The sequence below is a fragment of the Deltaproteobacteria bacterium genome (assembly GCA_019310525.1).
In the GTDB taxonomy this organism is placed as follows: domain Bacteria; phylum Desulfobacterota; class DSM-4660; order Desulfatiglandales; family HGW-15; genus JAFDEE01.
This window is the reverse complement of sequence record JAFDEE010000008.1, coordinates 18,342-33,177: the sequence shown is the minus strand read 5'-3', so window position 1 is coordinate 33,177 and position 14,836 is coordinate 18,342. Positions and strand designations below refer to the sequence as shown.

Annotated in this window: 12 protein-coding genes; 8 read left to right on the top strand and 4 right to left on the bottom strand. The window is 58.7% G+C overall.

Annotated features, from left to right (window positions below; translation table 11 throughout):
* The first annotated feature begins 13 nt into the window (after nucleotides 1-13).
* The 3 genes from ftsA (at nucleotide 14) to JRF57_01935 (ending at nucleotide 4,461) form a co-directional block, all read left to right on the top strand.
* Nucleotides 14-1,237 (top strand): cell division protein FtsA, encoded by a 1,224-nt coding sequence (gene ftsA / locus JRF57_01945; protein ID MBW2302456.1) that lies wholly within the window; start codon nucleotides 14-16, stop codon nucleotides 1,235-1,237.
* Between the two features lie 234 nt (nucleotides 1,238-1,471).
* A complete protein-coding gene (gene ftsZ / locus JRF57_01940; GenBank protein ID MBW2302455.1) occupies nucleotides 1,472-2,686 on the top strand; it encodes a cell division protein FtsZ in 1,215 nt (404 codons plus the stop codon).
* A gap of 149 nt (nucleotides 2,687-2,835) precedes the next feature.
* The gene (locus tag JRF57_01935; GenBank protein MBW2302454.1) at nucleotides 2,836-4,461 is read left to right on the top strand and encodes a radical SAM protein; all 1,626 of its coding nucleotides are present in this window, start codon (nucleotides 2,836-2,838) and stop codon (nucleotides 4,459-4,461) included.
* 54 nt (nucleotides 4,462-4,515) lie between these two features.
* Here the strand turns inward: JRF57_01935 and JRF57_01930 are convergent, their stop codons facing one another.
* The 3 genes from JRF57_01930 to JRF57_01920 all read right to left on the bottom strand — a co-directional run bounded on the left by JRF57_01930 (nucleotide 4,516) and on the right by JRF57_01920 (nucleotide 7,710).
* A complete protein-coding gene (locus JRF57_01930) occupies nucleotides 4,516-5,523 on the bottom strand; it encodes an ATP-binding cassette domain-containing protein (protein ID MBW2302453.1) in 1,008 nt (335 codons plus the stop codon).
* On the bottom strand, nucleotides 5,520-6,215 hold the full coding sequence (locus JRF57_01925) for an ABC transporter permease (protein MBW2302452.1): 696 nt from the start codon (nucleotides 6,213-6,215) through the stop codon (nucleotides 5,520-5,522). Before JRF57_01925 ends, JRF57_01930 begins: the two co-directional genes overlap by 4 nt.
* A gap of 574 nt (nucleotides 6,216-6,789) precedes the next feature.
* Nucleotides 6,790-7,710, bottom strand: a complete 921-nt coding sequence (locus tag JRF57_01920) for a substrate-binding domain-containing protein (GenBank protein MBW2302451.1) — start codon at nucleotides 7,708-7,710, stop codon at nucleotides 6,790-6,792.
* 450 nt (nucleotides 7,711-8,160) lie between these two features.
* On the opposite strand from JRF57_01920, the gene JRF57_01915 reads away from it, so the two are divergent.
* The 5 genes from JRF57_01915 (at nucleotide 8,161) to JRF57_01895 (ending at nucleotide 13,823) form a co-directional block, all read left to right on the top strand.
* The gene (locus JRF57_01915) at nucleotides 8,161-9,090 is read left to right on the top strand and encodes an EamA family transporter (GenBank protein ID MBW2302450.1); all 930 of its coding nucleotides are present in this window, start codon (nucleotides 8,161-8,163) and stop codon (nucleotides 9,088-9,090) included.
* A gap of 180 nt (nucleotides 9,091-9,270) precedes the next feature.
* Nucleotides 9,271-10,275 (top strand): DUF4129 domain-containing protein, encoded by a 1,005-nt coding sequence (locus JRF57_01910; protein ID MBW2302449.1) that lies wholly within the window; start codon nucleotides 9,271-9,273, stop codon nucleotides 10,273-10,275.
* Complete coding sequence (locus tag JRF57_01905) at nucleotides 10,272-11,414, top strand: DUF4350 domain-containing protein (protein MBW2302448.1); 1,143 nt, start codon at nucleotides 10,272-10,274, stop codon at nucleotides 11,412-11,414. Before JRF57_01910 ends, JRF57_01905 begins: the two co-directional genes overlap by 4 nt.
* A 65-nt stretch (nucleotides 11,415-11,479) precedes the next feature.
* The gene (locus JRF57_01900; GenBank protein MBW2302447.1) at nucleotides 11,480-12,433 is read left to right on the top strand and encodes a MoxR family ATPase; all 954 of its coding nucleotides are present in this window, start codon (nucleotides 11,480-11,482) and stop codon (nucleotides 12,431-12,433) included.
* Nucleotides 12,434-12,494: 61 nt separating this feature from the next.
* Entirely contained in the window at nucleotides 12,495-13,823 is a 1,329-nt protein-coding gene (locus tag JRF57_01895; protein ID MBW2302446.1) for a DUF58 domain-containing protein, read from the top strand.
* Here the strand turns inward: JRF57_01895 and JRF57_01890 are convergent.
* Nucleotides 13,820-14,806, bottom strand: coding sequence for a stage II sporulation protein M (locus JRF57_01890; GenBank protein ID MBW2302445.1), 987 nt, complete (start codon nucleotides 14,804-14,806; stop codon nucleotides 13,820-13,822). The genes JRF57_01895 and JRF57_01890 overlap by 4 nt on opposite strands.
* Nucleotides 14,807-14,836 lie beyond the last annotated feature (30 nt).

Here is a 14,836-nt window from a genome sequence, read left to right as displayed (position 1 = left end):
GGGAAGAGAAACTATGTCTGGGGAAATCGTTGTAGGGCTGGATATCGGTACGACCAAGATTTGCGCGGTCGTGGGTGAGGTAAGACCCGATGCCATCGAAATCATCGGCATCGGCACCCACCCATCGGACGGTCTCCGGAAAGGCGTTGTAATCAACATCGAACGGACGGTGAATTCCATAAAGGAGGCCATTGAAGAAGCCGAAACCATGGCGGGCTGCGAGATCGGCTCTGTTTACGCGGGGATCGCGGGGGGACACATCAAGGGCTTCAACAGCCACGGGGTCATCGCGCTCAAGGAAAGAGAGGTCACCAAGAAAGATATCGAAAGGGTCATCGAGGCGGCAAGCGCCGTGGCGATCCCCATGGACCGGGAGGTGATCCACGTCCTGACCCAGGAGTTTATCGTGGACGAGCAGGACGGCATCACGGATCCCCTGGGCATGGCGGGGGTCCGGCTGGAGGCCAAGATCCATATCGTTACCGGTGCGGTGACTTCGGCCCAGAATATCATCAAGTGCTGTAACCGCGCGGGCCTGGATGTCTGTGACATCGTCCTGGAGTCCCTGGCCTCCAGCGAATCGGTGCTGACTGATGAAGAGCGCAATCTCGGCGTGGCCCTCATCGATTTCGGGGGCGGCACCACTGATATGGCGGTGTTTTCGCGGGGCACCATCCAGCAGACCTCGGTCCTGGCCCTGGGGGGGGACAACCTGACCTACGACATCTCGATCGGCCTTCGCACCCCCAGAATGGAGGCAGAGAAGATCAAGATCAAGTACGGGTGTGCACTGTCCTCCATGATCGGAAAGGATGAGACCATTGAGGTCCCGGGGGTGGGCGGGAGAGAACCGAGGGTCATGAGCCGGCAGATTCTCGGTGAGATCATCGAGCCGAGGGTCGAGGAGATCTTCACCCTCACCCATAACGAACTTGTCCGGTCGGGCTTTGAAAACGCCATCAACTCGGGAGTAGTGGTGACCGGGGGTTCATCGGAACTCGCGGGCATTCCCGAGATCGCCGAGCAGATTTTCAACGCCCCTACGAGGACGGGATATCCCCAGGGGATCAGCGGTCTGGTGGAGGTGGTCAACAAGCCCATGTACGCGACGGCTGTCGGGCTGGTCCTCTACGGTGCGAAGCGGACAAAGGAGAGCAAGAAGTTCAGAATCAGGGACAACAACATCTTTACCCGGGTCATGGAGAGGATGAAGCGGTGGTTCAAGGAAGTCATCTGAGCCGGAGCGGCGGTGTAAGGGAAAAGCCTTGAGGGAGAAGGTTTTCAGATAGTGCCCATACATAAATGAGAAAATTTATGCAAGGTCAAGGAAGGCGAAAATTTTAACCGGAGGAATACATTGAAGTATTTCGAGGATTAAAATTTGAACCTGACGCAGAGATTGCGGAAATTGGCCATTTATGGATGGGCACTAAATAGGCAAAAGGACAATACTCAAAGGAGGGATGTTTCTATGCAATTTGAATTCGTCGAAGAAAGGGAAAGGTACGAGGCCAAGATCAAGGTCATCGGCGTCGGCGGAGCGGGCGGTAATGCCATCAACAACATGATCGCCGCGAAGCTCAAGGGCGTCGATTTTCTGGTGGCCAACACGGACAGCCAGGACCTTGAACGCTCCAGTTGTACCCAGCGGATTCAGCTCGGGGCCACGGTAACCCGGGGTCTGGGTGCAGGGGCGGACCCGGAGATCGGCCGCATTGCGGCGGAAGAAAGCCTTGAGGAGATCCGTGAGGCTGTAAGCGGCATGGACATGGTTTTCATCACCGCCGGCATGGGTGGGGGGACCGGAACAGGGGCGTCCCCGGTGGTGGCCCGGGAATCCCGGGAGAGCAATGCCCTGACGGTGGCCGTGGTGACCAAGCCTTTCAAATTCGAGGGGACCAAGCGCATGAACCGGGCCCTTGAGGGGATTGAAAAGCTGAAGAAGGAAGTGGACACTTTGATCGTCATCCCCAACGAAAGGCTCAAGGCGGTCGGGAACAAGAATTCCACTTTCAGAGAACTCATCGTCCGGGCGGACGAGGTCCTCCTGCACGCCGTCAAAGGCATCTCCGACCTGATCATGAGCAGTGGCTTCATCAACCTCGACTTCGCAGACGTGAAGAAAGTCATGCAGGAGATGGGTACGGCCATTATGGGGACCGGGAGGGCCAGCGGTGAAAACCGGGCCGTTGAGGCGGCCAAGGAAGCCGTCAACAGTCCGTTGCTCGAGGATATCTCCATCAGCGGTGCGAAAGGCCTCCTGATGAACATCACGGGACCCTCCAGCATGACCATGGACGAGATCGACGAGGCCTCCAGCTATATCAGGGGAGAGGTCGACGAGGATGCGGATATCTTCTGGGGCGTTGTTTTCGACGACAGCATGGAAGATGAGGTCATGATCACGGTCATCGCGACGGGAATCGACAAGGAACGGCAGGAAAAGGTGGTGAAGCTCCGGGATCTGACTCCCCAGGAGGCCGAGGAGTCATGGAGTGTACGGGTCAATGGAGAGGTCGTGGATCCCCTGGATACCCCGACCTTCCAGCGAGTTCGGGAAGAACCCGAACTCGAGGAGCCGGAGGAACCGGAAGCCCGCAAGGGAAAGCGGGGAGGGTTCTTCAAAAGGGGCCTTTTCAAGGATAATCTGGACTACCCGACTTTTCTGCGGGCCAAGGCCGATTAAGGAAAGACCCCGGCGGATCAGAGGACGTGTCCGGTATCCTGAAAAACCTGAACCTTCCCGGGAGTCACGGGGAAAAGGGGACGGTAAGGAAAGACTGGGGGGGCAGAATCTCGGTCGCCCTCGCCTATCCCAATACTTACTCCGTCGGCATGTCCAGCCTGGGCTTCCAGGTCCTTTACCACCTGCTGAACCGCCGGAAGACCATTGTCGCGGAACGCGTCTTTTTGCCTGAACCCAGGGAAGAATCCCTCCTTCTTGAGGGGGGGCGGGGTCTCGGGTCCCTGGAGTCCCGCTCCCCCCTTTCCAGATTCGACCTCGTCGCATTCAGCCTTCCCTTTGAAAACGATTATCCCGGCGTTTTGAAGATCCTCGAGGCCGGGCGGATACCTCTCCTGGCCGGAGAGCGGGATGAGTCCGACCCCTTTGTTTTGGGGGGTGGGATCACCACTTTTCTGAACCCCGAACCCCTTTCCCCTTTCTTCGATTTTTTTCTTTTGGGAGAGGCCGAGCCGATCCTGGACCGATTCCTGGAGGTTTTCCGGGAGGTCCTCCATTCCGGCGGCAGCAGGCGGGAGATCCTGAGGATCCTTGCCCGCCGCGTTCCCTCCCTCTATGTTCCTTCCCTTTACAGGGTCACCTATAACGAGGACGGCACGCTTCGTTCCAGGGAACCCGTGGAGCCGGGGATTCCCGAAAGGATCCCCGTGGTCCGCTCCCATCCACTCCAGGCACCCGTATCCACGTCGGCGATCCTGACCCCCGATACCCCCTTCGGAGACCGGGTCCTGGTGGAATTGGGGCGGGGCTGCGGCCGGTCCTGCAGGTTTTGCGCGGCCGGATACGTTTACAGGCCCCCGAGGACCCACCCGGAATCCAGGTTGAGACGGGCCGTGGATACGGCCCTTGAAAAATCCAGGCGCCTCGGGCTCCTGAGTGCCGCTGTCTCGGACACCCCCGGCATCGAACGCCTCACGGCAAGGATCCTGGAAAAGGGGGGAACCTTCTCGGTCTCTTCGGTCCGGGCCGATTCCCTGACACCCGTCCTTCTGGATCACCTGAAGGCATCCGGGCAGAAGACCCTGGCCTTCGCCCCCGAGGCCGGTTCCGAGAGACTCAGAAGGGTCATCAACAAACACTTGAGCGAGGAAGAGATCCTCAGGGCCGTTCGGCTCGCCGCCGGAAGGGGGGGATTCGGACTCAGACTCTACCTCATGATCGGCCTTCCCACGGAGACCCGGGAAGACCTGGAGGCCATTCGGGACCTGGTAAAGGCCATAAAGCACCACGTGGTCAAGGAATCCAGCACCCGGGGACGGATCGGCAAAATCCATCTGAGCGTGAACTGCTTCGTACCAAAGGCCTTTACCCCATTTCAGTGGTTTCCGATGGAGCAGGTCGAAACCCTCAAGGAGAAACAGAAATGGTTGAAAAAGGTGCTGCTCCGGGAAGGTGGGGTTACGGTTCATTTTGATGTTCCAAGGTGGGCCTACGTCCAGGCCCTGCTTTCCATGGGGGACAGGCGCGTTGGGTCCATCCTGCGGAAAGTCCACGAGGCTGGCGGGGATTGGCGGAAGGCGCTTCGTTACTCGGATATCAACCCGGACTTTTTCGTATACCGCCCCAAGGGTCTGGAGGAACTCCTTCCGTGGGATTTCATCGATCACGGGATCCGAAGGGAACACCTCCGCAAAGAGTACGAACTCGCACTCGAGGCCAGGGAGTCTGAAACCTGCCGGGTGGGTGAGTGCAGGAGGTGCGGGGTCTGTCCGCGGTGATTCCCCTTGGGATCCCAGTCCTCTGGAAGGGCGGAGATGGAAAGGGCTTCCCGGTCACAGGAGCTGGAGGGCCTCCGGGGGAATATGGACCAGGGCCTCGTCGCCGATCCAGAGGGAACGACCCAGGTTCTCCTTGGGGACCCGGACGTGGAGGGGGATCCCGATATCAAGGATCACCCTCACGAATTCCTTTTCATCGGTAACCTGGATCACCTTTCCCTTGAAACTGTTCTCTCCGTGAAAGGGCCGATCCCCGGTCGACAACTGCACCCTCAACGGATCGATACACAGTCGAACGGGTCCGGGTTTTCCGGAGCCAAGGGAGAGGCGCACCCTGTCGTGGACCAGGCAGCTCTTAGGACCCTTTCCGCTCCCATCGATCCTTCCCGAGAAGATGTTCTCGAAAGGGGCGGGCACCTTTTTGCCTTCGAAAAGGGAAAGGACCTTTTGGGAGAGGCGGGATGCCTGGACCATGTCGTGGGTGGTGAAAATCACGGAAATACCCTTTTGCTCGTTGATATCCTGGATGATGCGTTCGACGGCGGCCTGGCTCTCCATATCCATATTGGACGTTGGTTCGTCGAGGAGCAGAACCTTGGGATAGCATACCAAGGCCCGGGCGATGGCGACCCGCTGGGTCTCTCCTCCTGAGAGATGACGTCCCTGGGCGCGCTCGCAATCCCGCAATCCCACGATTTCCAAGGCCTCACCGATCCTTATGGATCTTTCCTTGCGGGAGATTCCCCGGATCTTCAAGCCGAATTCCAGGTTTTTCCTTACTGTCGTGGAGAAGAGAACGGGATTCTGGTGTACCATGATGATTTCACGCCGAAGGGAGAAGAGACGGTTTCCCCTGAAGTCGAGGGCCTTCCCGAGGTAGCGGATATGTCCTGTGGTGGGACGGGAAAGGAGGCAGAGGATCTCCAGGAGAGTGGTCTTGCCGGACCCGTTGGGCCCGAGAAGTGCATAAACGAATCCCTTTTCGAAATCCAACCTCGGGAGGTCCAGGACGGTCCTGTCGCCATAGGTCTTGGTCAGTTCCCGAATTTCGAATAGGTTCATGACCGGGTCCTCCCCTGGATATAGTTCAGGAAGACGTTGACCCCAAAGGCGATGAACAGGAGGGCGATGCCCAAGGCAACGGCCAGCACGAATTCTCCCTTGTCATACTCCAGGGCCATGGCGGTGGTCATGGTTCGGGTATAGCCCTTAACATTGCCCCCCAGCATCATGCTGATCCCGACCTCCGCGATGACGCGGCCAAAGGCCGCGATAACAGCGGCCATGACGGCGAAGCGGGCCTCCCTGAAGACCGCGAGGGCGGTTTGAAAAGGAGTGGCCCCCAGGGTCATGGCGGTTTTCCGGTAGCGGGTGTCGATCTGACCCACGGCGGCGATGGTAAGGGAAGTCACGATGGGAAAGACCAAGATGATCTGGCCGATCACGATGGCCGTTTGGGTATAGAGGAGATCAAGCATTCCCAGCGGGCCCTTTCGGGATAGAAAGGCATAGACCAGGAGTCCCACTACTACGGTGGGCAGGGCCAGGAGGGAATTGAGGACCGTAAGAAGAGCCCGCTTAAGACGGAATTCCCTGAAGGCGATGAGGAAACCGGCCGGAACCCCCGCAAGCCCCGCAAAAAGGGTTGAAAGGATGCTGACCTTCAGAGAGACGTAAATGACCCTGGTAAGCTCCGGGTCCAGGGTCCACAGGAGCCAGAAGGCGGAAAGGATGCTGTCGAAGAGGAAATCCATGGAATCAACCGTCGTTGATCGCACAAGTTCCGGGGTTCCACCCGGAAAATAGAATTTGCCGCTTTAAGCAGGGGCTCGGGATGTTCTCCTCGCTAACGTTCCCGCCAGACAGCGGACGGGCAAGCGCTCCGCCGTCCATGGCTCCGCTCACTGCGGATTTCGGCCCTTCATCTGTCCTGATTCAGGGCCGAAATACGCCTGCTCCGGAGAAAATCCCGAGCCCCTGCTTTCCACCGGCCTGAAGATGGAGCTGAATTTGAAAGTAAACGTTATGTATGGGTATCCATCTGATTTTATTATTAATGAATAGCAAAATAATTCTATTTTGGATAGTGATGAGATCCGTTTGAACATAAAGAAAGACCCATTAAAAGGCAATGCTTCATTTAACCTGAACTGAGCGATTTCCGATTTTACTGGATCCGCTGCGTCGCCCGCCTCAGGCAGGTCTCTGAAAAATTCGGAAATCGCTCAATTTAGGTTTAAATCGTGAGATGCCCCTGGGCCGGTGACATCCCGCCTCCGGAACGCGGTAGCGGCGTTCCGGAGGCAATGGCCGTCAAGGTTTCCTCTCCTACTTCGCCTCCGGGATCGCATCGGGATAAAAAGCTTGCCGGCCGTGGATCCTGTATCGGGCGATCAGGGACTGTGCCTTGGGCGATACCAGCCAGCGGGCCAGGATTTCTGCACACTTGTGGTTCACGTGGGGAAACTTTTTGGGGTTTACGGGAATGATCCCGTAAGGGTTGTACAGGGCCGGGTCTCCCTCGCAAAGGATCTCCAGGTCGAGCCCCCTTTCCCGTCCGTATTTGAATTTCAGGTAGGTCCCGCGATCCGAGAGTACATAAGCCTGTTTTTCTTCGGCAAAGGTCAGGGTCTTCCCCATACCCTGCCCGATGGAGAGGTACCAGTTCTCCGATCCCCGGGGATAGAGAAAAGCGATCGAGGCCTTCTTCCCTCCCTTGAAGACGGTGCGTATCTTTTTTTCAAGGGGCACCCCTGAAGCCTTCCACAGGGCCTGTTCCTTAGTATGGGTGCCGCTGTCGTCCCCCCGTGAGACAAAAAGAGCTCGGGATCCGGCGATCTTTTTCAGGGCTGCGGCGGCACCCTTCATTCCCCTGATGCCCGCAGGATCCCCGGCCGGACCCAGGATCACGAAGTCATTATGCATGACAGCATATCGTTTTGTTCCGTAACCCTCGGCAACGAATTTTTCCTCCCGGGCCCTGGCATGGACGAAGACGACGTCCACATTGCCGTCCATACCGTCGCGCAAGGCTGCTCCTGTCCCCTTGGCGAAAACCCGTACTTCGATCCCGGTATCCCGCGTGAACTCGGGGAGAAGAACGTCTAGAAGGCCGGAGTTTTCCGTACTCGTGGTGGTGGACATCTTGAGAATACTGGGTTCCCCAAAGACCGAACCGACCAGTGTGAAAATGAGAAGACAGGCGGCGAACAAAACTCCAAATCCTTTTCTAGACTTCAAACCATTCATGTTTTTCTCCTTTCTTTACTAAAGGACATGAGTAATGCTTCCTCAAACGGCCCAGAGTAAACTACTATCGGCTGAATTCGATAGCTTTAGGGGCAAGGGATCAAGTGAAAATCATCTTTCCTTAACCCAAATTATGCGTGAACGCTTGCCCAAAGAAGGGTAAAGGGATCTTCCCGGAAGCGGCTCCTCCATCGGCATTTCATATGTCAAAAATGACATTTTATTGCATATATCAATTTAGATATATAGGTCAAGTAAAATTTCATTGAAGGTGAGGAGAATGGGGGAGCCAGGCGTTGAAGCCTTGAAAGATTCTTCCCAAAGAGAAGATGTCTTTCGGGATCTTATTGACCCGCCAGTCCTACAATGATACAAACCCAACCTTGGGAAGTACAGATTCGTAGCAGGGAAGGAGGTGCGGGGGGTGCTGCCGCCCGAAAAGGAGATGCTATGACGGAAGTGCGAATGGAGACATTGAAAGGGTACGGTTGCGTGGTACTGGCGGCGGTGATGTGGGCATCCTCGGGTACGGCGGGTAAGGGACTTTTCGAGGGCGGCATGACGCCCTTTGAACTGGTGCAGATCCGGGTCACCCTTTCAACCGTTCTCATGGCCGCGGCCTTCGCCCTGTTCTGTCCGGGGGTCATGAAGATCCGCTTTATGGACCTCGGGTATTTCGCCCTGCTTGGCGGATGTGCCATGGCCCTGGTACAGATCACATACTTTTTTGCCATCAGCAAGATTCAGGTGGCTGCAGCTATCCTGCTGCAATACATGGCTCCGGCCCTCATCGGCCTCTTTTCCATCTGCTTCTGGAAAGAGCGCCTGACCTTTACAAAAATCTCGGCCCTAATCCTGGCCTTCGGCGGTTGTTATCTGGTGGTGGGGGGCTACAACCTGGCCTTCCTGCAGATGAACCGGCTGGGGATTATCGGGGGGCTTGCCGCGGCGGTCTGCTTCGCCGGGTATACCCTTCTGGGTGAGCGGGGAATGCACCGGTACGGTCCCTGGACGGTCCTCTTTTATGCCATCGCATTTGCGGCCCTGAGCTGGAACATCTTCTTCTCACCTTCCCATTACCTCAGCGGGAAGTACAGCCTGCAGCAATGGGGCTGGATCTTCTACATTTCTTTGATTGGAACCATTGTCCCCTTCGGTTTCTATTTCGTCGGGATCAATTATATCCGCTCCACCCGCGCAAGCATCACTGCCACCCTGGAACCCATCTCGGCAGGACTGATGGCCTTCTTCATCCTGGGCGAACGGATGGAGCCCTTGCAGATCCTGGGAGGGGTTCTGGTGGTTGCCGCCGTGATACTGCTCCAACTTCAAAGGGAGCAGGATGAAATGGCGCCTGCAAGGATCCGCGGGAGCGGATGAGTGAAAAGAGGACGGGAAATACCCGTACCTGAAACGGCCACCAGGGGCATGGCGGATGGACTTCTGCTCCCCCGGTAAATCCAATGATCCAGGAGGGCGATGAAAAGGCAGTGTGAAACAAACGGCCCTGGCCCGCCCCTGTTCCCTTTCCCTCCGCTTCGCCGGGGGCGGAGACGGTTCTTGTCCAACGAAGTGCGCCGAAAGGTCCCCGCCCTTTTAATTTTACAGGTTTTACTCCTTTTCTTGGTATTCTGCTCCCAAGGAGCCGCAAAGCCGGTCTCAGAGGAAGACTATGACCGCAGGATCCACGAGGCCATCGAACTGCTCGAGGCCACTCAGGGCCCCTTGCGATCCGAGGAGGTTTCCCGCCTTCGGATCCTCTTCCCAAGGGGGTTGGAGATCAGGCCCCAGGAGGGCGAGGCGTTTCGGGTGGATCTTGGAGATCTGAATCGATGGATTCGGGAGGCTGCTGCACCACCTGGTGGGAGGGCTCGGTTGAGGACCTACCTCGAGGCCCTCCGGGAGCAGACTTCCATGGCCGTTCGGGTCGCGCCCCGGATGAACCGGGGATGGGAGGATTGCCGCAAAGAACTGAAAGCGGTCTTTAATCGGAAGGAGTTTGAGGGCTTAAGGGAAAAACCTGTACCGGCATGGCGGCGATACATCGCTGAACTTCTTGGTCGTATCATACGTTGGTTTTCAGGGAGCGGTCTTTTCAAGGGGTTTTCGGCCGGGTGGATTGTTTATCCGGCCTATGGAATCGTGATCATTCTTGGTCTCCTGATCCTGGTCTGGATTATCCGTCGCTCGGACTACAGAGGACGCTTTCGGCGGAGAAGCCACGCACCCTCCCGGTCTCCGACCCCATCCACCTCCGAGAAAGAATGGCCCGAGTGGAGAAGGGAGGCCGGGGAGTCGGCCCTTCGGGGAGACTACCGGCAGGCGGTCCGTGCCTTCTTTGTTTCCGTCCTCATGGAAGGGCACGAGCGGGGGTGGTGGTCCCACGAGCCATCTGCCACCAACAGAGAACATCTCGCCCGGTTGAAAGGCCCCCCGGCGATGCGGGAGGCCTTCCTAGACCTGATTTCCCGCTACGAGGGGGTCTGGTACGGGCACGGGAGAGCGGACGAGGAGACCTTTCGGGCCTGTGAGAATGCTCTTCAAAAGATGAGGCTTGAAGGATGAGAAATGCCCGGAAAATCCCCTGGGTAAAGACGGCGCTTCTTTGGGGAGGGCTCTTCTTGGCGGTTTACGGGCTGGTGATGATCAAGACCGCGGTCGAGGGTCCCCAGGGACTGCAGAGGCCCACCAGCTACTTCCCGGGGCCGGGAGGATACAAGGCTCTCTATCTTTGGCTCAAGGGGCTCGGCCTGCCGGTCAAGCGGTGGGAACAGCCACCGGATCGTCTTGCCGGTGAAGTCTCGGTGCTCCTGATAGTGGAACCGGAACTAGTTCCTGAAGGCAGGGAACTAGAAGCCCTCACGGGATGGGTCAGGAAAGGGGGCACCCTGATCCTGGCCGTGGGAAGACCGAAGGGATTCTTGAGCTGTTTCGGGTTTGAACTCGCTCCGCCGACAGGGACTAATGGAGGTGGAGTCACCAAGGGGCTTCCCGCCTTTCAACCCGGCCCCTATACCCTGAAGGTCTCTTCCATCCAGGGCGGCGGACACCTCGACCTCGTAACCAAACGCCCGGAGGCCGTCCTTCACTGCAGGGACCGGTGGGGAGGACTCCTGGCCGCAGTGAGGGAGGGAAAGGGACAGGTGATCGCCCTGGCGGATCCAACCCTCTTTTCGAACATCCTCCTCGGAAAGGCCGACCATGCCCGCCTGGCCCTCAACCTGGCACTCGCCCACCTTGGTCAGGGCGCCCTTTGTATGGATGAGTATTACCACGGCTACGGGAGGGCCGCTTCGGTATGGGAGCATCTCTTTACATCCAGTGCCGCAGTCCCCTTGCTCCAGGCCGTGATCTTCCTTCTGGTTCTCTGGGCGGCCACCGGTAGGCGATTCGGACCGGCCCGTTCGGAGATAAAGGAAGAAGCGCGCTCCTCCATGGAATACGTCAAGGCCGTGGCCCGGCTCCTGCAAAAGGCTGGAGCAGGAGCCCTCGCCCTTGAACTCCTTGCGCGCCGGGCGGAGGAAGAGGCCGAGCGTCTTCTGCTCAACCAAGACGAGGTCCTCTTGAAACGGATCAGGAAGGCGAGGGAGGGAGGCGGATTGAAGGGCATATCGGACAGGGAGTTGACGCGGAGGGCCGGAGAACTTCACGATGCCCTCATGGAGGCAAGGCGGCGGGGAGCGTCAGGAAAGATTCGGGGGTGAGATTCGCCCGGGCGGGTGCTTACCTGGGATACCCTGGCCCCCCGGAAAAAGGGAGAGGAAGGACGATGGAGAAGACATTGAAAAGAGTGGTGGATCAGATCACGGAAGAGATATCCAAGGTGGTCATCGGGCAGCGGGAGGCCGTGACCCATCTCGTTGTGGGCCTCCTGGCCCGGGGGCATGTGTTGATGGAGGGTGTCCCCGGCCTTGGAAAGACTCTCCTGGCCAAGACCCTGGCCCATGTACTGCGGGCCCGGTTTACCCGGGTGCAGTTCACCCCGGACATGATGCCGGCCGATATCCTGGGGACCCATGTATATGACATGAGGAGCCGCACCTTTCGCCTCCGAAAGGGTCCGATCTTCACCGAGATTCTTCTGGCCGACGAGGTGAACCGTACCCCGCCCAAAACCCAGTCGGCATTGCTGGAGGCCATGGAGGAGCGGCAGGTGAGCATTGACGGAAGGACCTTGCCACTTCCGGGGGGATTCATGGTGTTGGCCACCCAGAACCCCATCGAACAAGAGGGGACCTACCCCCTCCCGGAGGCCCAGTTGGACCGGTTCCTGATGAAGATCCGCATGGACTACCCGGACAGGGAGGACGAGGTGAAAATCCTGGGCCGGTATGGAAAGGCGGAATCCGCCCACGATCTCGAGGCCCTGGGCCTGAAACGACTTAAGGAAGGGGCCTGGACTTCCCTTCTTCGAGGACAGGTCGAGAAGGTCCACGCAGAGGAGGGGATTGTGAAATATGTTCAAGAGATTGTGGGACAAACGCGGCGATCCCCGTATCTTTACCTGGGGGCCAGCCCGAGGGGAGGCATCGCCCTTCTCAAGACCAGCCAGTGCTTAGCCGCTCTGGAAGGGCGGGATTTCATCACGCCGGACGATGTTAAGAGTATGGCCCGTCCCGTCCTGAGACACAGGGTGATCCTGAGGCCTGATGCCGAGCTGGATGGACTGGACGCGGACCGGGTGATCGGCCAGATCCTGGAGGGGATCCCGGTGCCGCGGTAGGTAAGTGACGGCCCCGGAGCTCTGGGCCCCGGGGAAGGGAGGTTTTTTAGAGGATAGATTCGTGACCTTGAAGAAGACGGCAAGACATATCCTGGACCGCATCCCCCTGCCCACCCAACGGGCCCTATGGGTGGCGGCCTTAGGGATCCCCGCCGCCATGCTTTGGGGCTGGAGCGGTATGCTCCTGCTGGACGTAGCCCTTCTACTCCTCTGTTTTTGGGATTACCTGTCTTTTACCCGCAAGGAGAGCATAACCTGCAGGCGCCGCTTTCCCGCCCACTTCCTCCAGGGCATCAAGCAGAAGGTGGAGATCGTCGTGGAAAATCCCGGGAGCCGGGAGGTGAGGGTCCTGGTAAGGGATGAGCCGCCTCTCGAGTGGGAGGGGGCGCCGATACTCGAAGGGGTAGTGCCTGCCGGTTCCACCCTGGTCCTTCACTACTTCGTCCGGCCCGAGGAAAGGGGGATGTTTCGTTTCGGTGACCTGCATCTCCGGGAGCGGGGGCCCCTTGGCTGGATATTAAGGATTTCGAGTAGAAAGGCCGATGAAATCATCAAGGTGTATCCCCGGTTCCAGCCCCTCCGTTACACGGATTTTTCAGCCTTCCGGCGAATGAATCAGGGACTTCGGAGGGCCAGGTGGAGGGGCGAGGGGAGGGAGTTCGAGGCCCTTCGGGAATACCGGGAAGGGGACGATCTCAAGCGGATCCATTGGAAGGCCACGGCCCGGCTCGACCGGCCCATCGTCCAGGAATATGAACCCGAGGCGAACCAGATCGTCATGGCCCTGGTGGATACCGGACGCCTCATGGGAGCGGTTTCAGGCGGAAAGACGAAGCTGGACCATGCCTTGGAGGCCGTGGTCCATTTGGCCCACGCAGCGGTCTCGGGCGGAGACCGGGCAGGAATGTTGGCCTTCTCCGATCGGGTGGTTTCCTTCGTTCCCCCCGGCGGGAAACCCCCCCAGGTCCGTTCCATCCTAGAGGCCACACTCTCCATCCGGGCCTCCATGGTGGAGCCCCGCTATGAGGAGGCCTTTCTCTGGATGAGATCCAGGGTCCGCCGCCGGAGCCTGGTCGTCGTTTTTACGGATCTCCTTGACGAGACCGCCTCGGAAAACCTCCTGGAGGCCGTGTCCCTGCTGAGACCGCGCCACCTCCCCCTTTGCGTGACCATCCGGGATTCGGCCTGGGACCAGGTGCTCGGCCGCAAACCCGGTAATGCCCGGGAGGTGTACGAGCAGGCAGTCCTCTGGGAGTCACTCCGGCAGCGGCGTAAAGCCATGGGCCTTCTGGCCCAGAAGGGAGCGCTGGTCCTGGACCTGCCGCCGGAACGCCTGAGCACGGAAACAATGGAGCGGTATCTGGAGGTCAAGAGAAGGGGGCTGATCTAATTCCCAGGCCCGGAGGCCTTGCCCCCCGGGGTAATGAGGAGGTAGCAGAGGAGAAGGAGGAGCAGGAAGGCCGCCAGGGCGAATTTCAGCGAAGCCGGCACATGGGCAGGAGAGAAGAAACCCTCGATGATTCCCGCAACCACGAGGAGAGGCACACAACCCAGAACCAGTCTCACCGCCTTGCGGGCCCTGGAAACGAGAGCCTCCTTCCGGGGAAGATCTCCGGGAACGAAAAGGGCCGTTCCCATGTAAAAACCCGCCCCGCCGGCCATGAATACCGCGGTAAGCTCGATCACCCCGTGGGGAAGGACAAAGGACCAGAAAGGCAGATCCAGGCCGTTCAAGTGACACAGGCCGGCAAGGGCTCCGACGAGGAGGCCGTTGAAGGCCATAAGGTAAAGGGTCCCGAGGCCCATGGTCATACCGAGGGCGAAGGCGAGGAAACTTACGGAGATGTTGTTTGTCATGATCATGCTCGAGGCTGCGGGTTTCACGGCCAGGATGTGGTCGAACCATACGTTTCCCCCTTCGACCTGGCGGATCAGGTTTGCGGGGACGATGAGGGGAACGAAGGAGGGGTCGGAAAGGGCGGCGAAAAAGGCATGAAAAAAACCCAGCAGAAAAATACCCATGGCGAACAGGGTCCAGGAGGCCGTCTCCCGGAAGACTTCCGGGAGCCCACGGACCAGGTATTCGCGGAGCTTCTCCCAGCGGGGAGGGGAAGAGCGGTAAATCTGGCCATAGGCCCTGGCCACCAATTGATTCAAGAAGGTTTCGAGTTCGTCCGGGGGCATGCCTTCTTCCCTCGACGCCTGCAGGCGGGCAAGGTCCGCGGCCGCGTCCCGGTAAAGGCCTCCCAATCCCAGGATCTCCCCGGCCTCGCGACGGGAGAATTCCCCTTTCTCGAAACAGCGGACAAGCCTTTCCAGCCTCTCCCATCTGGGTCTCCGGGACTGTATGAAGTGCTGGATGGACTGGACCATGATGTGCCTCCCCGGATCGAGGAAAGGAGT